Origin of the sequence: Bradyrhizobium sp. (genome assembly GCF_004799445.1) — a bacterium.
GTDB lineage: Bacteria > Pseudomonadota > Alphaproteobacteria > Rhizobiales > Xanthobacteraceae > Bradyrhizobium.
The window spans coordinates 1-19,650 of record NZ_SSNA01000069.1 but is presented as its reverse complement, the minus strand read 5'-3'; the positions used below and the strand labels follow the sequence as shown (position 1 = coordinate 19,650).

Below are 19,650 nucleotides of genomic sequence, written 5' to 3'. Positions count from 1 at the left end.
GACCTCACCGGTGCAGGGAGGTGTCGTCATGAAGCATCATTGCGAGATGATGCAGCGGCGCGTCGCGAAAACCCTGTGTCTCGATCGACTTTACCGTCGACAGCACGTAGTCGCGGTTGTTGCCCGAACGACCGTGGCCCTGCCGGACATAGCGCAGCTGGTCGGCCAGCGAGAGCCGCCCGGCATATTGGACGTGGCCACGATCGACCACGTAAGCGAGCGCGCTGACCCGCTGCCGGGCATCGTTTTCCAGCCAGACCGAGCGCATGACTTCACGATAGACGTTGGTGGTCTGCTCGCGGCTGCGCAAGTAGTCCACGGTATCGTCGCGCCGCCTTGCCGCGACCCTGAACGCGATGCCGCGGCAGGCGCCGCCGCGGTCGAGGCCAAGCACCAGTCCGGGCTTCTCCGGCGTCCCGCGATGGTCAAACGAATAGACGCACAGCGCCCGGTGCTCGCCGATCAGCCGCGCGGGGAACTGCTCGACGAAATCGAAGCCCGGCCGCCACATCAGCGACCCGTAGCCGAACACCCACAGGTCGTCTTTGGAAAGTTCCGTCTTGGGCGGGATTTCGGCTGACATCTTGCGCACGGCTATCAGAACTGCGAAGCGAAACGAAGTGGAAATTCCGGGTCTTTTGCGCCCCGGACCGCCGCTTACATTTGACAAAATCGTCAGCCAAAGCACGCCCCATGACCGATATGACCCTTGCGCCCCGCCGCCGCCAGCTCTGGCGCCTTTTCCTGATGCCCGTCCTGCTCCTGATCGCCGCCGCGGCGTGGAGCGCGTTCTGGTTCTATGCGGCCTCCGAGGCCGAGGTGAAAGCCGACGCCTGGCGCGCGCAGGAGGCGAGATCGGGCCGGGTCTACGATTGCGCGAGGCGAACGGTAGGCGGTTTTCCGTTCCGTCTCGAAGTGCGCTGCGGCGGCGCCAGCGTGTCGCTGATATCGCAGACCGCGGGTCAGGCCGCGGCGCAGACGCCGGTCAAGGCCAGGCTCGGCGAAATCCTGGTGGTCGCGCAGGTCTATGACCCGAAATTGCTGATCGCGGAATTTACCGCGCCGGCGACCATCTCCGATCCTCGCGGGACGTCTTCGATGCTGGTGAACTGGAGCAAGGCCCGCTCCAGCGTGGTGGGATTGCCGGCCGTTCCGCAGCGAGCCTCGATCGTTTTCGATGAGCCATCGATCGATCGCATCAATGGATCGGTGCAGCTGCCGCTGGCGCGGGCGAAGCATGTCGAACTGCACGGCCGTCTTGCGGAAGGTTCAGCGCTCGATCATCCCGTGATCGAGACCGTCCTGAAGATCGAAGCCGGCAGTGTGCAAGAGGTGCACCCGCTGCTCGCGCAGCCGTTCGACGCCGACGTGCGGGCGAGGCTGAGCGGCCTCAAGGATCTGGCGCCGAAACCCTGGCCGGAACGGTTCCGTGAACTGCAGGCGGGCGGCGGCCATGTCGAGATCGCGCAATCCCGTGTCCAGCAGGGCGATCTGATCGCGGTCGCCGCCGGCACGCTCGGGCTCAGCACCCAGGGGCGCCTCGACGGCGAATTGCAGATGACGGTTGCCGGTCTCGAGAAGGTGATTCCGGCGCTCGGCATTGAGAAAATGCTTGATGAGGGCGTGCCGCAGGCAACGCTGGATCGCGTCGCGCCGGGCGTCAAGACCCAGGATGTCAGCAATCTGCTTGGCGCGCTCGACCGGGCGATCCCCGGCCTCGGCAAAGCGGTGAAGCAAAACGCCAATATCGGCGTTGCCGCGGGCATCAACGCGCTTGGCACGGAAGCGGTGCTGGAAGGCAAGAAGGCACGGACATTTCCGCTGCGCTTCGTCGACGGCACGGTGTATCTCGGCCCGCTCAAGGTCGGACAGGTGCCGCCGCTGTTTTGAGAGCGAGGAGACTCACAAGCCCTTAGCCGGCTGCGAGCAGCATGAGCAGGGCGGCGCCACCAATCCGCGAAGACCCGTCGCGGCAGCAGCCAATGCTCCGAATTTATTTCCGCTTCCGGGGTGGTTATCAGACATGACCGGACTTGCTGCTGGCTCGACCCGGTCGCGAATGACCCAACTCGGACATCCGCGATGGATTACAAAAAGCCCCGGACGATGCCGGGGCTATGTGTTTTGGAGCTGAGGAAAACTCAGTAGCGTGCACCGACCACGGCTCACCTTTCTGGCGACATGGATAGTGCGCATCGGCCATTTTCTCGAACAAGGTCGCGACCCGCCATTGACATTGGCCTGAGACGATCGGCCGCTCGAATCAGAAGCCGTCGCCGCGCATGATTCATCCGGTCACCCGCCGCACCAGCGCGCGGCCGGCGAAGCGTAAACGCTCGGAGAGCGGAAACCGCCTGAACGTCGATTTTGCGGTACCGATGGTGAAGGCGGTGCGTTTGGAATAATCGATGGCGACATCGACGATGACCGGCTTGCCGCCCGCTGCGATCTCGCGGGCTTTAGCGATGGTGGCGTCGAGGTCGCCGTCACTCGGCAGCGGAAGATACGTCGCACCGGTGGCCAAGGCGATCCCCTCGACTTTCAGCCCCGACAGGGTGACGCAGGGCTGGCGGTTATAAGGAATCTGTTGCGCCTGCGCGATCTGCGACAGCGCGCCGTCGTGGAAGACGAAATACACGATGCCTAGCGCCTGATTGGTCGCGGTGAGAATTTCCATGCAGGTCATCATGAAGCAGCCATCGCCGACGACGGTGAAGACCTCGCGCTGCGGCTGCGCCAGCTTCGCGCCGATCGCAGCAGGCGCGGAATAGCCCATCGCGTTGAAATCTGTCGGCACAAGCAGAGCACCGCCGCGCCGGATGGTGAAAAGCTCGGCCGTCAGGAACGTATGGTTGCCGTCGTCGAGCACTATGATGCAATCGTCAGGAGCCGCTTTGCGCAGCGCATCAAAGAAGCTCAAAGGGTTGACGCGACCTTTCGAATCGTGATCGAGCCATTCCTGCCGATAGGCCTTCTTGTCGCGGGCGATCTGCGCCGCGGTCGCGCCGGGCGCTTTGACGCCACTGCGCCTGGCGAGTTCGGCGGCGAGCGCCGCCAGCGCCGGCTTGGCGTCGCCGACGAGACTGATCTCGGCGGGGTAATTTGATCCGATCACCTTCGGATCGATATCGATGTGGATCAGTGCCGGCGGCACCTTGACGCTGAAGCTTCCGGTCGGAATCTCACCGAAGCGTGCGCCGGCGGCGAGCAGACAGTCGCATTGAGCGAAGGCATTGCGTGCGGCCGGCACCGCCGACGGCGAAAAGCCGAAGCCCGCATGCAACGGGTGGTCACCGGGAAACGTGGCAAGTCCCTGTAGTGTCGTCGCGACGGGGGCCTGAAGATGATCGGCGATGGCGATGAGTGCTTGCTGGGCGTGCCGGGCGCCCCAACCGACGAATAGGCCAGGTCTCGACGCGCCAAGCAGGCGATCGGCGATCCGCCCGATCAAGGCGGCTTCCGGCTGCGGCGGTGGTGGAGACGGCTGCCATGCCGGCAGTTCGTCGACCTCGCCGGTGAACAGTTGCAGGTTGACGGGAATTTCGACTAGCACCGGTCCCGGCACGCCCGAAGTCGCAATCTCGTAAGCCTTGTAGATCGTCGGGATGATCTCGGAATGCCGAGTGACGCGGAATGCGCCCTTGGTCAAGGGCTGCGCCAGCGCCATTTGATCGAGATCATGCAACTGATACTTGGCGCCGGTGTCGGTGCGTATGCCGCCGGTAAAGACCAACATCGCGACCCCGTCGAGAAACGCCTCGCCGATACCGCTCGCCGCGTGGGTGAAGCCCGCGGCCGGCACGATCATCAATGCGCCGATGGTGTCATCCGAGGCGCGCGACATCGCGTCGGCCATGAACGCGCCGCCGCCTTCATGCGTCACTAGGATCGGCGTGATGCGGTTGGAATTGTTGAGCTCATCATAGAGTTCAGTGTTATGGACGCCCGGAATGCCGAACGTGTAGCGCAAGCCGATCTGCTCCATCGCATGAACGGCGAGCCACGCACCCGATTTTTTCATTTGTTTTCCCTCATTGCCGTCCTTGCCAAGGCATCACCGGCCGATCGCACGCGCCGCGCGACGCGCGCTATAGATGCATCCTCCGAGGAACGTGCCTTCGAGGGCGCGCAAGCCGTTCATGCCGCCTCCGCCGAACCCCGCCGCCTCCCCGATCGCGTAGAGGCCGGCGATCGGCGCTCCGGTGTCGTCGACCACGCGAGCGGACAGATCGCTGCGAATGCCGCCGAGACTCTTGCGGCTCACGATAAACAGGCGAATGGCCATCAACGGCCCGGTTCCGGGTTCGATGATCTTCTGGAAGTTGGCGATGCGCAGGCGGTCTCCCTTCCAGCGGCGCAGATGGGCGAGGCGACGCAGCTGCTCATCATTGTACAAAGCAGGCCCGCGATCGATCTCGGAATCGTAAGAGGCCACGCTCGCGCGCACCTTCGCTTCGTTGACGGCGTTGTCACCCTGCAAGACGTTCATCCGGGCGACGAGTTCAGGCAGCGTTTCGGAGACGACGACATCGGCACAGTTTTTCGTCACTTGGTCGTAGAGCCAGCGGTTGCCGAACAGGGTGTCGGCCACAAATCCGCGCAGGTTGCGTTCTCGGACATTCGGGTTGAACTCGGCGCCGGATATCGCGAGTTCCTTGAGGGCGATCTTGCGGTTGAGAATCTGCCACGAATAGCCGCGCTCCTCCGCGCAGATCCGCCCGACGAGATCGCGCGTATCGAAGCCGCCTACCAGCGGCATCGGGCCGAACCGTTCGCCGCGCCAGTTGAGCCACAGTGCAGAACGCGACGGCACCAGCGACAGCCCGTGATCGGGCTTGCGCGGCCGCCAGTGGTGCACGCCCGCGGCATAATTCCACATCCGGTCGAGATGCGTCAGTTGTCCGCCGCAGGCCGCGGCCGCGTCGTGCATGAGACCGTCTGCAAACTGATGCGAGCCGTTGAGGATAGTTTGCGGCGGCCTGCCCCAATCGGGATGCCAATTCGCCTTGACCCTGGCGATGTCGCCGTTGATGCCGCCCGAGGCGATGATGGTCGACTCGGCCTCCACCGTGAAGGCCGCGCGATCGACCTCGGTCGTGCCGCTGACCCCGTTGACGAGCCCGGCAGCGACCTCGAGCCGTTCAACACGATGATTGAACAACAGCTCCAATTTCCCGGCGTCGGGATGGCCGCGCAGCACTTCGATCATCCGCGCCGCCAGGCGATGGCCGGTTCCCCACACGACATGCCAGCGCGGAACCGCGTTGCCGTTGCCGTACAGCCCGCGCTCGACCCATAGCGGCATCGGCAGAAAGCCGATGCCATGGCCCTTGAGGAATCTGTAAACGTCGCGCGCGCAATCGGCTACATAGGCTTCGGCCCAGCGGCGGGGATGGTCGTCAACCCCACCATCGGCTTCAAAATCCCCGAAAGACAGCCAGTTCTGCAAGGCGAGTTCGGGACTGTCCTTGATGCCGGAGCGGCGCTGCTGCGGGGTATCGACGAGCCAGATACCGCCGAAGCTCTCCTTGGCCAGCCCACCGAAATTCGCCTCGCTGTCGCGGTCCACGATGAGCACGCGCTGGCCCAGCGACAGGAGATCGATGGCCACAACGATTCCCGCTATGCCCCCTCCGACGATGACCACGTCAGCTTTGTAGCGACCCATGTTCGCCCTTGGCGTTCGCCACCTGCGCGAGATCTTTCCCGGCGGCCGAATATGCGCCCGCGAGGACAGGCGGGTAGATCAGAACTTGACCGTGATGCCAGAGTACACCGATTTTTCGGTGCAGCTCCCGTTGTTTACGCCAGAAGTAAAACAAAGTCGGTCCGCAGGATCTTGGTCATTGTGCCCGAATTTGTTCTCCCAATAGCGATAGGCCACAAAGAACTGAACCAATTGAGAATACTTTTGACCCCATAGTGCTTTGCCGGCGTCCAGGGTCAGGCGGACTGGTTCGGTTTTGATTTCGGTCTTGGTCTCGTAATAGGGATTGACGACGCCGGGAGCCGCGCCCGTTCCTTTCGGTCCGTAGAAGCCGGCGCGACCGCTGACGGCAAAAAACTGCAGGCTTGGCGGCAGGAAGCCCAGATCCATGTAGTAGTTGATCTCGACCGCCCAGGTCGGATTGAAACGTGTATCCCCGTCCGGAATGCCGGGGTATGGCTTGGTGAATCCAGGCGTCAAGAACGTGTTGTGATTCCACTCCTGATAGTACAATGGGGCTACATTGAAGTAGCCCTTGTAAGGCAAGGTGAATGCGAACTGCAGACCGGCCACGATGTCGGTCCTGGCTGGCGCTTCGAAGTTGTTTTTCGTCGCGACATCGACGCCAACCTCGAACGAAACGCTATGCACGGGCCCCATTGTGAAGGCGTGCGTTTTGAAGATATCATTCCAGCCGAACGTGCTGCGGATCTGGCCCAGCAATTCCGTCGCGCCGGCACACCCATATACGGGGGCATGGTAATTGCCACAAGGACTGGCCGGATCGCTATGGTCCGACTTGATCAGGTGGAAGTTGGCGAAGTTCGTACCGTAGGCCCAGACATCGAAGTGGCTGAACGAGTAAATTTGTTTTTCTGTTTTGCCCGGCACGCCCGGATCGGCCCCTTCGGGAAGATAGGAGTAGGTCAGGTAGTTGTCGTTCACGGAAAAGAACGACACATCGACAGCCGGTGGCGCTTTGACGGGAATTGCATTCGGTTCGATAGCCCTGGCGAGGTTTACTGACGCAGGACCAAAAAGCGAAAGTACGGCCGCCGCAACCGCGTAATGACCATAGGACATTTGAACAATCTACAAGGCTGTCGCACGCCACAGCAACCGCCGAGTACAGCTTGCCCCCGGCTCACTGGTTTGGATTCCCAGCACCGCACACTTTTGCCGAAAATGTCTTTGATTTGGATCAAAAAACGAAAGCGACGCAGTCGAGGTCTCTTTGCAAGTTCAACCGGAGCTTCGCTCGAGTTAGCTCCCGGTGCGAATCGGAACGCATGTGTTTGCGACTTCCGATTTCGGCACATTGCGTCATTTCGCTGCAGCGCATAATTTCGTTCCTATCGGAGGCATAGCAGACATCGAGCCAGCACGGCCCCAAACAGCAAGCTCCATCTGACCCTGCTTCAGGCGATAGCGCGTAGGATGGGTGGAGCCAACGGGTCGCGCGAATGCGCGCCCGATGATGAACTCCGCGATAACCATCATGGTTCGAACGACGGCGATGGGTTTCGCGAAGCGCTCCACCCATCCTGCGATCTGTTGCCCGACGGGCAAATCACCTGGGCAATTTACCGCCCCCCGTGTCCAGCCCCTTTTGCAAAAATATTCTGATTTTCCGAAGACGCAAATCGGTCTATATCCATTGCCGTCCCGTCCCACAGAGGGGCGGTTCGCGATCGTCACGGACGCGGGGCGGGATGCGGTGGACGCAAGGAGCGCTAGAGACGAGAGCGCTTTCTTACGGACGGAGAAGTCGTGTGGTCCTGACACCCCGACGCTGGTGTCAAGTTCGCGGAAGGCAACTTTCGCGGGCGACGGTGGCAAGAAAGCCCGGTCGCCGGGGAGAGCACGAAGGAAGCCGTTAAAACCATTGCGCGGGGAATGCCGGGTGTTTCCGGTGTGACCTGACTAACGCGTGTGCTTTTTACTTTCTACCATCGCACGCGCGGCTATCGGGCGCATCGGGCGCCCGGCATTCCCTGCGCCCTCTGACTGGAGAGGGCGGAACGAGCAGGCCAAAACTCGCGCGAAACCTGCGGCGAGATCGCGAAGCTGTGTTGTGTGTTGTCATTGCTGTTTGAAATTCGATCCGTGCGGACCGGGGTGCCTCTCGTCATTGCCTGCGACAAACGCGAAGCGTTTGCGCAAGGGAGCCAACGGGTCGCGCGAATGCGCGCCCGATGACAGGCTCCGCGACGAAGCAATCCAACTTTTTGTTGCCCGATGGATTGCTTCGCTTGCGCTCGCAATGACGGTCTCAAGACTGCTTGCGTGTTGGCTGTTTGAAAATGGAATCCCGTTACGCTCCCTTGCGCAAACGCTTCGCGTTTGTCGCAGGCAACGACGGCAGGAAGAGGCGAGGCGCGCGCCGCCGTCAATCCGCCCTCGATGTCCGAGGCTTGCTGCGTGTATAATATTGCACAGACAACCGCTGTTATGACGTGATAGCCCCACTACCATCACCGCCCAACCACAAGGCGATCATATGGTGACCAAGAGTGTTGTGCTCTCGCCTTTGTCAAAGGGGTACACCCTGCCTCAATCAAAGCAGCTGGTCCCATTTATCCGGTACTCGTCCCCGTGGATTGGCGTAATCGCCACCGGTCTCCTGCTTTGGTCGTTTTTGGCCTGGTGTATCTGGCAGGTCTCCGTTGGCCTTTTTTGATCGGCGGCGGGAAAGGAACGAAGCAAGTCGCTGCCGGACGCACGCGGAGGAATGTCATCGCCTCATGCTTTTGGCACGGAGCGGCGCCGAGGCTACGATTCTGACGAGCCTTGCGCGAAGCTGGAAGATGATAGCCAACCAGACCGACCGGTATATCGCGATCATGGAAAAGGACGCCGCTCAAAAAGGACAAGGCTAGCGGCCGCTCCCGGCAAGGCTTCGCGCATCACCAAGCCAGCGCTCCGGCCGTTACTGCAGGTGTCCCTGTGCTGCCGTCTCGCCAACACACCCGCAGCGAACGCGATGCATGAAAAGGCGGCCTTGCGGTCGCCCCTTCTTTGACTGGGTGACATGATCAGCTTCGCGGGTTGGGTTTGGCGGGTGCCGGGGTCGCCGATCACGCCGCCGCCAACAGGCTAGAAGCCGATGGTGTGGTGGTGCAAATGGCCGCCGCGCCAACAGGCATCATCGCGGCTGCTGTCCCAGCCGCCCCTGGCACGCCAAGCCGACCAGGCCATGTAATCGCTCTGCGGGGTATAGGGATTTCCCGGCTCCCTGTACTGGCAATTCCGGGCAAGATAATTGGGGTGTGAGGTCACGTGCTGCGCCAGCGCGGGCCCCGCCAGCGCCGAGGAAAAAAGCACGGCAGCGCCAATGAGTTTGAATTTCATCATGCGTTTCTCCCTTTTCGTTTTAGCAACGTGAAAAGCTAAACGCGGCTGCCAACGAAGGTTCCGGTTTTTCGCTTCCGGAACCGGCGCACATAGTTGTGATAACTCCCCTGAGCGTTCGCGCAAACGGCGAAGAAGTTACTCCGCCTTGTTGCCCAATTGCGCATGCGGGCGGCCGAAATCGGGCGCGGCGGAATCCTGGCCGATCTCGACGATGCCGCGTCGGATCGCGCGGGTGCGCGTGAAATGCTCGAACAGCGCCTCGCCGTCGCCACGGCGGATCGCGCGGGTGAGCTTGGAAAGATCCTCGTTGAAGGTGCCGAGCATCTCCAGCACCGCATCCTTGTTGGTCAGGAACACGTCGCGCCACATGATCGGGTCGGATGCGGCGATGCGCGTGAAGTCGCGAAAGCCGCCGGCGGAGAACTTCAGCACTTCGGATTGCGTGACACCTTCAAGCTCATCCGCCGTGCCTACGATTGTATAGGCGATCAGATGCGGCAAATGACTGGTGATCGCCAGCACCATGTCGTGATGGTCGGGCGTCATGATCTCGACCTTGGCGCCGATCGCCGCCCAGAACGCGCGCAATTTTTCCACGGCGTTGGGGTCGGTGCCTTCCGGCGGGGTCAGGATGCACCAGCGGTTGATGAAGAGTTCGGCGAAACCGGAATCCGGCCCGGAATTCTCGGTGCCGGCGACCGGATGCGCCGGGACGAAATGCACGCCGGCCGGCAAATGCGGCGCCATGTCCTTGACCACCGCGCCCTTGACCGAGCCGACATCGGAAACGATCGCGCCAGGCTTGAGATGGGGCGCGATCTCCTGGGCGACCGCGCCGCAGGCGCCGACCGGAATGCACAGGATGACGAGGTCGGCATCCTCCGCGGCTTGCGCATTGGTCTCCATGACGCGGTCGACAATGCCGAGCTCGAGCACGCGGGCACGGGTCTTGGCCGAGCGGGCGGTGGTGACGATTTCGCCTGCAAGTCCCTGATCGCGCGCGGCACGCGCGATCGAGCCGCCGATCAGCCCGAAGCCGATCAGCGCGACCCGTTTGAAGGGCGGTGCGGTGTTCACTTCGACGCCATGAAGTCGCGCAAGCCCTCGGCCACCAGTCGGTTGGCCTCTTCGGTGCCGATCGTCATGCGCAAGGCGTGGGGCAGCCGGTAATTGTTCAGCGCCCGCAGCACGAGGCCGCGTTTGGTCAGGAAGGCGTCGGCGTCGGCCGCGGTCTTGCCCTTGTCGAGCGGAAAATGGATCAGCACGAAATTGGCCACGCTCGGCGTCACCTTGAGGCCGAGTTTGGTCAGTTCTTCGGTCAGCCAGTTGCGCCATTTTTCGGTGTGGGTCTTCGACATCTGCTGATGCGCGGTGTCCTCGATCGCCGCCACCGCCGCCAGCATCGCCGGCGTCGAGACGTTGAACGGTCCGCGGATCCGGTTCACCGCATCGACGATATGGGCCGGCCCGAACATCCAGCCGACCCGCAGCGCCGCGAGGCCGTGAATCTTCGAGAAGGTGTGGGTCATCACGGTGTTTTCCGTGGTCGCCACCAGTTCGATGCCGATCTCGTAGTCGTTGCGCGACACATAATCCGAATAGGCGGCGTCGAGCACCAGCAGCGCCTGCGGCGGCAGTCCGGCGCGCAGCCGCTTGACCTCGTCGAACGGCAGATAGGTGCCGGTCGGGTTGTTCGGGTTGGCGAGCCACACCAGCTTGGTGCGCGGCGTGACCGATTTAAGGATCGCGTCGACGTCGGCGGTGAAGTCGGTCTCGGGCGCAACCACGTTGACGGCGCCGTTGGCCTTGGTCGCGATCGGATACACCAGGAAGCCGTGGGTGGTGGAGATCGCCTCGTCGCCCTGGCCGAGATAGGCGTGCGCCAGCAGGTTGAGGATTTCGTCGGAGCCGGCGCCGCAGATGATGCGGTCGGGGTCGAGCCCGAAGGCGCGGCCGATCGCTTCCCGCAGCACGCGCGAGGTGCCTTCCGGATAATCCTCCAGATGCGCCGCCGCGCTCGTATAGGCAGCGATCGCCTTCGGCGAGGGGCCGAACGGCGTCTCGTTGGCCGACAGCTTGAACACCTTGCGGCCCGGCTCCTGCACCGGGCTCTTGCCCGGTGTATAGGGCGCAATATCGAGAATGCCGGGGTTCGGCACGGGTCGGGACATCTTCAACTCCGGATTGGCGGGACGGCTATTTGGCCGCTCCGTTCGGCACCGTATAGCGCGTTGCGTGGCTGCCGACGAGTGCCGATGATCGCACCGACGCGCCGGCCTCGATCAATGCTGCCTTGATCTTTTCGAAGCTGCCCGGTCCCGCCGCCGACACCAGCAGCGCCGCGCCGTCGAAGGCGGTATCCGGCACCGCGACGATTTCCGCCTGCGGCGACAGCGCGCGGGCGATTTCGGCGTTCCAGCCGGAGACCCGCACGCTCCACATCTCGACTTCGGTCACCATGGCGCTGTCGGCGACGCGTGACACCACGAATACCGGCAGCGCCGCCGGATGATCGGCCCGCTCGACGAATGGCAGCCGCGCGATGATCTTCGGCGCGCCATTGGCTTCGAGCGCGATCCACCACGGGGTGCGGCTCGAGGTGGCGGAGACCAGCGCCAGGTCGCCCTTGGACCTGGCCACCGCCTCGACCGCCGCCGGCGCGCTGAAATGCGAGACATAGGGCACCGTAAATCCGAAATGAAACCGCGCGGAATCCCGCATCGCGGATTCGCCCAGCGATATGTCGGCATGGACCGAGAACGGCGCCTGGACATAGGTGAAGGTCGAGATGATGACGCGCCAGATGCTCTCGACGGTGTCGAGCGGCAGGATGCCGCGGTGGCGCTGCACCAGGCGCCGCATCATGTCGGCTTCGCGCGCCGGGCGGAACGCCGAGCCGACCTCCTGGGTCTGCTTCACCTGGATCAGGCGATCGATGATATCGCCGCGCTGCATCAACAGACTGTGCATCTGCGCGTCGATGGCGTCGATCTCTGTGCGCAGCACCTCGAGCGAGGGCGGGGCGGGGGGCGATTGGGACATCTTTCGAACCCTAAGGGCCGGATCGGGTACATGGCTCCGGCTGACCGGGGCATTGATTAGGTAAGACGGGCGCTGAAAGCAAAGAAAACGTTGAGGGTTTTGATGCCGGTCGGCCCGCCGTGGTTTTGGTTAACGGGAGGCCTGCCTTGACGATGGAGCCGCTTGGGACTAGCATTTTGCCAATTCCGTGGTCATTTGAGCCGGCCGGCTTGCAGCCACGTTAAACAACTCGCTAAACAGGCCGGGGACAGATGTGATCCCGGCCGAATGTTTTGTTCAGGCCGGTTTTTTTATGGCCTGATTTCCGTGGTGGTTTTAATCGAAAACCACCGGAGGAGGTCGGTATCAAGATGGTAAACGTTCAGTCCGTACCAAGTCCGGCGATCCATGCCGACGAGCGGTCGCAGGAGGCGGACCATCCGAGTTCGCTGGTGGCGTTGTTCGGCACCGACCAGCCGCTGTCGCTCGATTGCGGCATCGACCTGGCGCCGTTCCAGATCGCCTACCAGACCTATGGCGAACTCAACACCGACCGCTCCAACGCTATACTGGTCTGCCATGCGCTGACCGGCGATCAGCACGTCGCCAACGTGCATCCGGTGACCGGCAAGCCGGGCTGGTGGGAGACCATGGTCGGTCCTACCCGTCCGCTCGATACCGACAGCTACTTCATCATCTGCGCCAACGTGATCGGCGGCTGCATGGGCTCGACCGGGCCGGCGTCGACCAATCCGGCCACCGGCAAATTGTGGGGACTGGATTTTCCGATCATCACCATTCCGGACATGGTGCGCGCCCAGGCCATGCTGCTGGATCGCCTGGGGATCGAGACGCTGTTCTGCGTGGTCGGCGGCTCGATGGGCGGCATGCAGGCGCTGCAGTGGACCGCGGCCTTCCCCAAACGGGTGTTCTCGACGCTGGCGATCGCCTGCTCGACGCGGCATTCGGCGCAGAACATCGCCTTTCACGAACTCGGCCGGCAGGCCGTGATGGCCGACCCGGACTGGCATGGCGGGCGCTACTTCGAACAGGGCACCCATCCGCATCGCGGCCTTGGCGTCGCGCGGATGGCCGCGCACATCACCTATCTTTCGGACGCCGCCTTGCACCGCAAATTCGGCCGGCGGATGCAGGACCGCGACCTGCCGACCTTCTCGTTCGATGCGGACTTCCAGGTCGAAAGCTATCTGCGCTATCAGGGCTCGTCCTTTGTCGAGCGGTTCGACGCCAACAGCTATCTCTATCTGACGCGGGCGATGGATTATTTCGACATCGCCGCCGATCATGGCGGCGTGCTGGCGCAGGCGTTTCGCGGCGTCCAGACCCGCTTCTGCGTGGTGTCGTTCACCAGCGACTGGCTGTTTCCAACTTCGGAATCGCGCGCGCTGGTGCACGCGCTCAATGCTTCCAGCGCGCGGGTGTCGTTCGCGGAGATCGAGACCGACCGCGGCCACGACGCCTTCCTGCTGGACGTGCCGGAATTCTTCGACATCTCCCGCGCCTTCCTGCAATCGGGCGCCAAGGCGCATGGCCTGAGCCGGAACGGCAGTTCATGACCATGCAGCAACAGGTCCTGCCGCTGAAGGTGGTGCAGCCGGACACCGGGCATTACCGCGGCGATCATCTCTTGGTAGCGGAAATGGTCGAGCGCGGCTCGAAGGTGCTCGACGTCGGCTGCGGCGACGGCGACCTCTTGCAGTTGCTCGAAAGCCGGGGCATCGACGGGCGCGGCATCGAACTGTCGCGCGAGGGCGTCAACCGCTGTGTCGCCAAGGGGCTTGCGGTGGTGCAGGGCGACGCCGACACCGACCTCGTCAACTATCCCGACGATGCCTTCGATTACGTGATCCTGTCGCAGACGTTGCAGGCGACGCGGCAGCCGCGCGTGGTGCTGGAGAATCTGCTGCGGATCGGGCGGCGCGCCATCGTCTCGTTCCCGAATTTCGGGTTCTGGCGGATGCGGCTGCAGCTCTTGGTCGGCGGGCATATGCCGCGCACCGAAAACCTCCCCGCCACCTGGTACGACACCCCGAACATCCATTTCTGCACCATCAAGGATTTCGTGCAGCTCTGCGACGAGATCAACGTCAAGATGGAACGCGCGGTCGCGCTCGATCTTTACGGCCGGCCGCTGCGGCTCAGCGCGCCCTGGTGGTTCTGGAACATGTTTGGCGAGCAGGGCGTGTTCCTGCTGAGCCGGGCGGAGAAAATAAAATAGATTCTACACCTCTCCCATCGGGAGAGGTCGCGCGCATCTTGCGCGCGGGTGAGGGGTTACAGCCTAACGATGGACCGTAACCCCTCACCCCGACCCTCTCCCAGAGGGAGAGGGAACGCACCACCGCTGCCGCTGGATCGAGCCTTCCATCATCGAGCTCCGATCAACATCATATATTCGATTGTCAAACAGCCACGACGCGATGATCGGTACACCGTCATTGCGAGCGCCAGCGAAGCAATCCATGCCGCAACAGGAAACAAAGAGTGGATTGCTTCGTCGCTTCGGCTCCCTTGCGCAAACGCTTCGCGTTTGTCGCAGGCAAAGACGTGGAGACACAACTCCGCATTCTCGCGGCGCGATGCACCCGAGCTTTGCTGGGACCAACCGGCCCGAAGAGGGCGCGGGGAAGGCCGGGTGCTGGCCGCACCCGTGGCCCGCCTGCAAACAAAAAGCAGGCGGCAGTCACCACAGGTTCAGCCAATCATCCGGCCTTCCCCGCGCAATGGTTTTAACGGTTTCCTTCGCGCTCTCCCCAGTGACCGGGCTTTCTTGCCACTGTCGCCAGCGGAATCGCTTCCGCCGACTTGACGCCAGCGTCGGGGCGCCAGGACCACGCGACTTCGCCGTCCGCGAAAGCGCCGCTCGTCCGCGCAATATTGCGCCCGGCACGCTCACGTCCATCGCATCCCGCACTCACGTTTCGTGACGATCGGCCGTAACGCCCCTCTTCATCGAGGCGGGATGCGCAATTGGTAAATCTGCTTCTACCGGATCGTGAAGCGATTTATTTTTGCTCGAAGGGCTGGACGGAAGTTCGCGAAGACGCCGTGATTTGCCCGCCGGGCAGGGGCAGTACCCGCAGGCATGGGCGATTGAAATCGAAGCCGCGCTTGGAATTATCTGGCTGAGCCAGGCTATGAACGGCGCGCTCCAAGTTAGATTCCTTATCACATGCTCCAGCGCACCGATCGCCGAATAGGCCGTGGGACGATCGCATGTCTGGGCTAGGCCCTTGGGGTGGGTTAGCCGAAGGCCTAACCCACCTATTTGTTGCCGACGAATGGCGGATTACGCTCTCGCTAATGCGCCCTAGGGGCTTGTTGCGGACTCCAGCGCGAGCAGGAAATAATTGTCACCGTCATTGCGAGGAGCGAAGCGACGAAGCAATCCAGTGTACCGCGACATGGATTGCTTCGCGGAGCCTGTCATCGGGCGCGCATTCGCGCGACCCGTTGGCGCGCAATGACGACTAGCGAGTAGCCCGGATGAGCGTAGCGATATGCGGGGCCCGACGGGCCGTGGTTAATCCCGGGTGTCGCTTCGCTCATCCGGGCTACGCTTGCTTCGACGAGGCCGTGGCCGATGCCAGGAAGGCAACTCAACTGGCGACGGGCTCGGCTGATACAGCCGAACTCGCCAGCCCACGTTCTGACGCCGTCGGGATATTCAGAGGAAGCGGTCGTCCTTAGCGAGAAGGCAATATCGCTCAGTCCGAACCATCCCGCGGTATATCTCGGCACTCTTGGAAATGCTTATCGGCTGTCCGGCCGAACCGAGCAGGCGATTGCTGCCTTTAAATCCTACCATGCCCGAAGCCCCGGATTTGGCCTTACCGATATGGTGATCGCCTATCAGCAGACGGGCCAGGTTCAGGAAGCCAGGCGAACTGCCGAGCAGTTCATCATGGTTCGCCCGAATTTCACGATTGATGCATGGCTCAAGACCCAGTTCCGCCGCGATACGGTGGGGTTGAGGCCGATACCGCTGCCCTGCGCGCCGCAGCGCTTCCGTTAGGTTGAGCGCAGTCCTGGAAGATCCGGAATTGAAACATTATTTGCTGCGCCGCGAAATGTCGCGATGACGTGAACAGACAATGCATCGCGATAAAGCAAAATTATCCGCGGCCCGTACCCAAAGTCGGCAATGGCTTCACGGGCAACCTGCCGGATGCTAGCGTCGATATATTTCGAAAGTTCATTCCGTGAAATAATTGATTAGTTCGCGCGGTTGACCTCCGAGGCCAGCCACCCAAACAATCCCGGAATGTTTACCAGCGGCGCCCCGAGATCCCCGGGCTGTCTCAGAGAGGAACCGCCATGACTGTGTCAGACGCCTCGACCAGATTAACTTTTGAACCGCCTGGGCCAGGATCATGGGAGCAGGACCCCGTGCACTTCCCGCGCCCGATGACGCGCTACTTCCAGGAGACGCATCCCCCTTCGTTCAAAAAGGGCACCAACGATTTTGCTCGTTTCTACGGGCTGCTGATCGACGGTCTCCAAATGGGCTACGTGAACGGCTTCGGCTACAATCAGGTGTTGCCAGCTCCAGACGCGGAAATCCCCCAGCGCTTTCAGCGCGCCGAACAGGTCTATGCGCAGAAGCTTTGGCGAGAGCAGCTTCGCGACTGGGACAAAAACCGCAAGCCATCCGCCATCGCCAAACACCGGGAGTTGCAAGCCGTCGATCCGAACGCACTGTCGGCCGTCGAACTGATTGCGTATCTGAGGCGCTGTCGCGACCACCACTCGGCCATGATCGCGCAGCACATGGGTTTCACTGCCGGCGCCGTGCTCCCAACCTCGGACTTCCTCGCGCATGTCGGTGACTGGACAGGTCTGCCGCCGTCCGACCTGTTGGGACTCATGCGCGGTTCGGCGGAGGTGTCTTCAGGTGGTTCCGAGGAGATGGAGCGACTGAAGAAGTCGTTCGCGGAGGACCAAGCTGCCCGCAAGATTCTCGAATCTGCCGGCGACCCTGCGGAGGTGCTCGCAAGCCTGCGCGCACTGGCTGGCGAAACAGGCGCGGCTGTCTCCGGCTACCTTGATCTGGTCGGCAACCGCCTAATCGATGGCTTTGACATCGCCGAGCCCACCGCGCTTGAGCTGCCCGATGCGCTCCTCAGAGCCGTGCGCATCGCCGTCTCCGGAGAAACTCAAGTCGTTCCGGACGTTGATGCGCGCATTGCTGAAGTCCGCGCCATGGTTCCTGACGCGCACCGTGGCGAGTTCGACGAGTTGCTCGGCGAGGCCCGCCTGACCTATCGTCTCCGCGACGAGCGTGGCGTCTACAGCGACATCTGGGCCGCGGGTATCATGCGTCGCGCCGCCCTTGCGGCTGGCCGGCGGATTGCGCAACGCGGTCGTCTCGCCAATCCCCATCTCATGCTGGACGCAAGCCTCGATGAAATGTGCGCTCTGGTGGCCGGGAATGGCGGTCCGTCCGCGGACGAGCTTGCCAGCCGCGCCGCATACCGCGCGGCCTACACCGCCAAAGACGTGCCGGCATCGCTTGGCCCGCCAGCGCCGCCTCCGCCTGACCTCGCGGCGTTGCCCCCATCGGTCGGCCGTGTGATGCGCGCGATGTTCATCGGCCTTGGCCACGTCTTCGGTAGTTCCCAGGCACAGAACGAAGAAAAAATCCTGTACGGCATTGCGGCGAGCAAGGGCATTTACGAAGGACCCGCCCGCCGCGTCTCCGGTCCCTCCGAGTTCGGGCAAATCGTCAAGGGTGACGTGCTGGTGACGGAGTCAACGACCGAAGCCTTCAACATTCTTCTCCCGTTGCTCGGCGGGATTGTCACCGACAATGGCGGCCTGCTTTCGCATGCGGCGATCGTCGCCCGCGAATACGGCATCCCCGGAGTCGTTGGCACGCGCGAGGCGACCGAACGAATCGCCAATGGCGTTCTCGTCCGTGTGGATGGTGATACCGGCGAGGTCACGGTGCTCGGGTGAAGAAGGTCGTTCCTTTCAGCAAGGCACGCGAAACATCGCTCTTTGGGTCGAAGGCCGTGGGGCTTGGCGATGCTGTTCGACAGGGCCTGCCGGTCCCACCCGGCGTGGCGCTATCGGGTGACCTGGTCGAGGCTGTTGCCTCGGGCGATGAAAAGGCGATCGAAAAAGTGATGAAGGCGGTCGCTAGCTTGTCGGCGCCGTTCGCTGTCCGCTCGTCCGCTGTCGATGAGGATGGCGCGGCGGCAAGTTTTGCCGGGCAGCATTTGACCGTGCTCAATGTCCATTCGGCGGCCGACGTGCCAGCCTCCGTCCGCGAAGTCTGGTGGTCAGCGAATTCGGACTCGGCCATCACCTACCGTCAACGGGTCGGCCTGTTCACTCGGCCAAGCGTTGGCGTTGTCGTGCAAACGCTGCTTAACCCGGATGCCGCCGGGGTCATGTTCACGGAGCATCCCGTCACCGGCGCGGACGAGCGGCTGATAGAAGCGAGTTGGGGATTAGGTGAGGCCGTGGTCGCCGGCCTCGTCATCCCCGATCACTTCCGCCTCGATCGTTCCGGTCGAGTGCTGGAGCGCAAGGCCGGGCGCAAACGCATTGCGATTCGTTCGCTCCCGAACGGAGGCACCTTCGAGCAGCCAGTGCCACCCGCGCAAGTGAATCAGATCTGCCTCGACGATACTAAACTCGTGGCGTTGGGTGAACTCGCTCTGCGGTGCGAGAAAGTCTACGGCCCGCGCCGTGACATTGAATGGGCATTTCAGGAAGGGACGCTCTATCTGTTGCAGTGTCGCGCCGTCACCACCGGGAAGGCGCGTAGCGAGCTGCCCGACCCCGGCCCGCGGCAAGACCCGGTCGCTTCCCTCCAACGCGTCGAACTCTTCGCAGGCATGGATCGAAGGCAGTCCGAGCAGATCGCGCGCCTGCTCAAGGAACGTCGGTTTGCGAAGGGCGAGACCGTCATCATGGAGGGCTCGGGCGGAGCCGCCTTCTTCATCATCGAATCCGGAGAGGCAAGTGTTTCGAGTAAAGGCGTCAACCTCGCTACGCTCGGCCGCGGCCAGTACTTCGGCGAAGTAGCCTTGATAGATGGCGGTCCCCGATCGGCCACGGTAACGGCTGCGACCGACCTGGTTTGTTACGCGCTCACCTTCTGGGAATTCCGTCCGCTTGTCGAAAGGAACGGAACCATCGGATGGAGGCTATTGCAGGCGTTGGCGAAACAATTGCGCGACGCTGTCAGCGCCGGTCAGAAAATCTCTTGAGCAACCGGGATGCGAGAAGCACGTCGCTAATCGTCTTTCTGATGTCCGATCAGGGTCAAACTCGGCCCTCGGAGCGCAACAGACCTAGGTCCGTTCACCTCCTCATAGCGGACTTGCGGTGAAAGCAACGACATGGCTGTTTCGTGCCAACAGCGCGTGACTAGTTTAGCCGACGGTGTAACCCGCCTCTTTGTTGCCGACGAATGGCGGATTACGCTCTCGCTAATCCGCCCTTGTAATAGCAAAACAGATTATTGTCGGCCTGTTCCGAAAGGAATGGCCTGCCGCGGACTGCAATCCGCGGCAGGCCGCTGGCGATCGGATCGA

At 62.5% G+C, this 19,650-nt stretch carries 14 protein-coding genes and 1 riboswitch; of the genes, 6 read left to right on the top strand and 8 right to left on the bottom strand.

Annotated elements, in window-relative coordinates; translation table 11 throughout:
• Nucleotides 1-4: 4 nt before the first annotated feature.
• Nucleotides 5-583, bottom strand: coding sequence for a gamma-glutamylcyclotransferase (locus tag E8A46_RS09245; RefSeq protein ID WP_291559689.1), 579 nt, complete (start codon nt 581-583; stop codon nt 5-7).
• Between the two features lie 110 nt (nt 584-693).
• On the opposite strand from E8A46_RS09245, the gene E8A46_RS09240 reads away from it, so the two are divergent.
• The gene (locus tag E8A46_RS09240) at nt 694-1,890 is read left to right on the top strand and encodes a DUF2125 domain-containing protein (protein WP_291559688.1); all 1,197 of its coding nucleotides are present in this window, start codon (nt 694-696) and stop codon (nt 1,888-1,890) included.
• 397 nt (nt 1,891-2,287) lie between these two features.
• Here E8A46_RS09240 and E8A46_RS09235 read toward each other — a convergent pair whose 3' ends face one another.
• From E8A46_RS09235 to E8A46_RS09205, 7 genes are all read right to left on the bottom strand, one after another.
• Nucleotides 2,288-4,021 (bottom strand): thiamine pyrophosphate-binding protein, encoded by a 1,734-nt coding sequence (locus E8A46_RS09235; RefSeq protein ID WP_291559686.1) that lies wholly within the window; start codon nt 4,019-4,021, stop codon nt 2,288-2,290.
• A 33-nt stretch (nt 4,022-4,054) separates the two neighbouring features.
• Nucleotides 4,055-5,668, bottom strand: coding sequence for an FAD-binding dehydrogenase (locus tag E8A46_RS09230; RefSeq protein WP_291559682.1), 1,614 nt, complete (start codon nt 5,666-5,668; stop codon nt 4,055-4,057).
• A 78-nt stretch (nt 5,669-5,746) separates the two neighbouring features.
• On the bottom strand, nt 5,747-6,790 hold the full coding sequence (locus E8A46_RS09225; RefSeq protein WP_291559681.1) for a hypothetical protein: 1,044 nt from the start codon (nt 6,788-6,790) through the stop codon (nt 5,747-5,749).
• A gap of 2,013 nt (nt 6,791-8,803) precedes the next feature.
• Nucleotides 8,804-9,061: a hypothetical protein gene (locus E8A46_RS09220; RefSeq protein ID WP_291559679.1), complete on the bottom strand. Its 258-nt coding sequence runs from the start codon at nt 9,059-9,061 to the stop codon at nt 8,804-8,806.
• 135 nt (nt 9,062-9,196) lie between these two features.
• Complete coding sequence (locus E8A46_RS09215; protein ID WP_291559677.1) at nt 9,197-10,138, bottom strand: prephenate/arogenate dehydrogenase family protein; 942 nt, start codon at nt 10,136-10,138, stop codon at nt 9,197-9,199.
• On the bottom strand, nt 10,135-11,232 hold the full coding sequence (gene hisC, locus E8A46_RS09210; RefSeq protein WP_291559675.1) for a histidinol-phosphate transaminase: 1,098 nt from the start codon (nt 11,230-11,232) through the stop codon (nt 10,135-10,137). The genes E8A46_RS09215 and hisC overlap by 4 nt, the downstream gene beginning before the upstream one ends.
• Before the next feature lie 25 nt (nt 11,233-11,257).
• Nucleotides 11,258-12,103 (bottom strand): chorismate mutase, encoded by an 846-nt coding sequence (locus E8A46_RS09205; RefSeq protein ID WP_291559673.1) that lies wholly within the window; start codon nt 12,101-12,103, stop codon nt 11,258-11,260.
• A 177-nt stretch (nt 12,104-12,280) separates the two neighbouring features.
• Nucleotides 12,281-12,360: riboswitch (SAM riboswitch) on the top strand.
• Between the two features lie 93 nt (nt 12,361-12,453).
• On the opposite strand from E8A46_RS09205, the gene E8A46_RS09200 reads away from it, so the two are divergent.
• The 5 genes from E8A46_RS09200 (at nt 12,454) to E8A46_RS09180 (ending at nt 19,323) form a co-directional block, all read left to right on the top strand.
• Nucleotides 12,454-13,659 carry a homoserine O-acetyltransferase gene (locus E8A46_RS09200; RefSeq protein ID WP_291559671.1) on the top strand — a complete coding sequence of 402 codons (1,206 nt, stop codon included), beginning with the start codon at nt 12,454-12,456 and terminating at the stop codon, nt 13,657-13,659.
• Complete coding sequence (gene metW, locus E8A46_RS09195; protein WP_291559669.1) at nt 13,656-14,321, top strand: methionine biosynthesis protein MetW; 666 nt, start codon at nt 13,656-13,658, stop codon at nt 14,319-14,321. Before E8A46_RS09200 ends, metW begins: the two co-directional genes overlap by 4 nt.
• Before the next feature lie 1,620 nt (nt 14,322-15,941).
• The gene (locus E8A46_RS09190; protein WP_291559667.1) at nt 15,942-16,118 is read left to right on the top strand and encodes a hypothetical protein; all 177 of its coding nucleotides are present in this window, start codon (nt 15,942-15,944) and stop codon (nt 16,116-16,118) included.
• A 302-nt stretch (nt 16,119-16,420) separates the two neighbouring features.
• On the top strand, nt 16,421-18,061 hold the full coding sequence (locus E8A46_RS09185; protein WP_291559664.1) for a PEP-utilizing enzyme: 1,641 nt from the start codon (nt 16,421-16,423) through the stop codon (nt 18,059-18,061).
• Entirely contained in the window at nt 18,058-19,323 is a 1,266-nt protein-coding gene (locus tag E8A46_RS09180) for a PEP/pyruvate-binding domain-containing protein (protein WP_291559662.1), read from the top strand. The genes E8A46_RS09185 and E8A46_RS09180 overlap by 4 nt, the downstream gene beginning before the upstream one ends.
• Nucleotides 19,324-19,650 lie beyond the last annotated feature (327 nt).

Coding starts and splice junctions, on each gene's coding strand:
- E8A46_RS09245 (WP_291559689.1), bottom strand. CDS start 583: ATGTCAGCCGAAATCCCGCCCAAGACGGAACTTTCCAAAGACGACCTG.
- E8A46_RS09240 (WP_291559688.1), top strand. CDS start 694: ATGACCGATATGACCCTTGCGCCCCGCCGCCGCCAGCTCTGGCGCCTT.
- E8A46_RS09235 (WP_291559686.1), bottom strand. CDS start 4,021: ATGAAAAAATCGGGTGCGTGGCTCGCCGTTCATGCGATGGAGCAGATC.
- E8A46_RS09230 (WP_291559682.1), bottom strand. CDS start 5,668: ATGGGTCGCTACAAAGCTGACGTGGTCATCGTCGGAGGGGGCATAGCG.
- E8A46_RS09225 (WP_291559681.1), bottom strand. CDS start 6,790: ATGTCCTATGGTCATTACGCGGTTGCGGCGGCCGTACTTTCGCTTTTT.
- E8A46_RS09220 (WP_291559679.1), bottom strand. CDS start 9,061: ATGATGAAATTCAAACTCATTGGCGCTGCCGTGCTTTTTTCCTCGGCG.
- hisC (WP_291559675.1), bottom strand. CDS start 11,232: ATGTCCCGACCCGTGCCGAACCCCGGCATTCTCGATATTGCGCCCTAT.
- E8A46_RS09205 (WP_291559673.1), bottom strand. CDS start 12,103: ATGTCCCAATCGCCCCCCGCCCCGCCCTCGCTCGAGGTGCTGCGCACA.
- E8A46_RS09200 (WP_291559671.1), top strand. CDS start 12,454: ATGGTAAACGTTCAGTCCGTACCAAGTCCGGCGATCCATGCCGACGAG.
- metW (WP_291559669.1), top strand. CDS start 13,656: ATGACCATGCAGCAACAGGTCCTGCCGCTGAAGGTGGTGCAGCCGGAC.
- E8A46_RS09190 (WP_291559667.1), top strand. CDS start 15,942: ATGGTGATCGCCTATCAGCAGACGGGCCAGGTTCAGGAAGCCAGGCGA.
- E8A46_RS09185 (WP_291559664.1), top strand. CDS start 16,421: ATGACTGTGTCAGACGCCTCGACCAGATTAACTTTTGAACCGCCTGGG.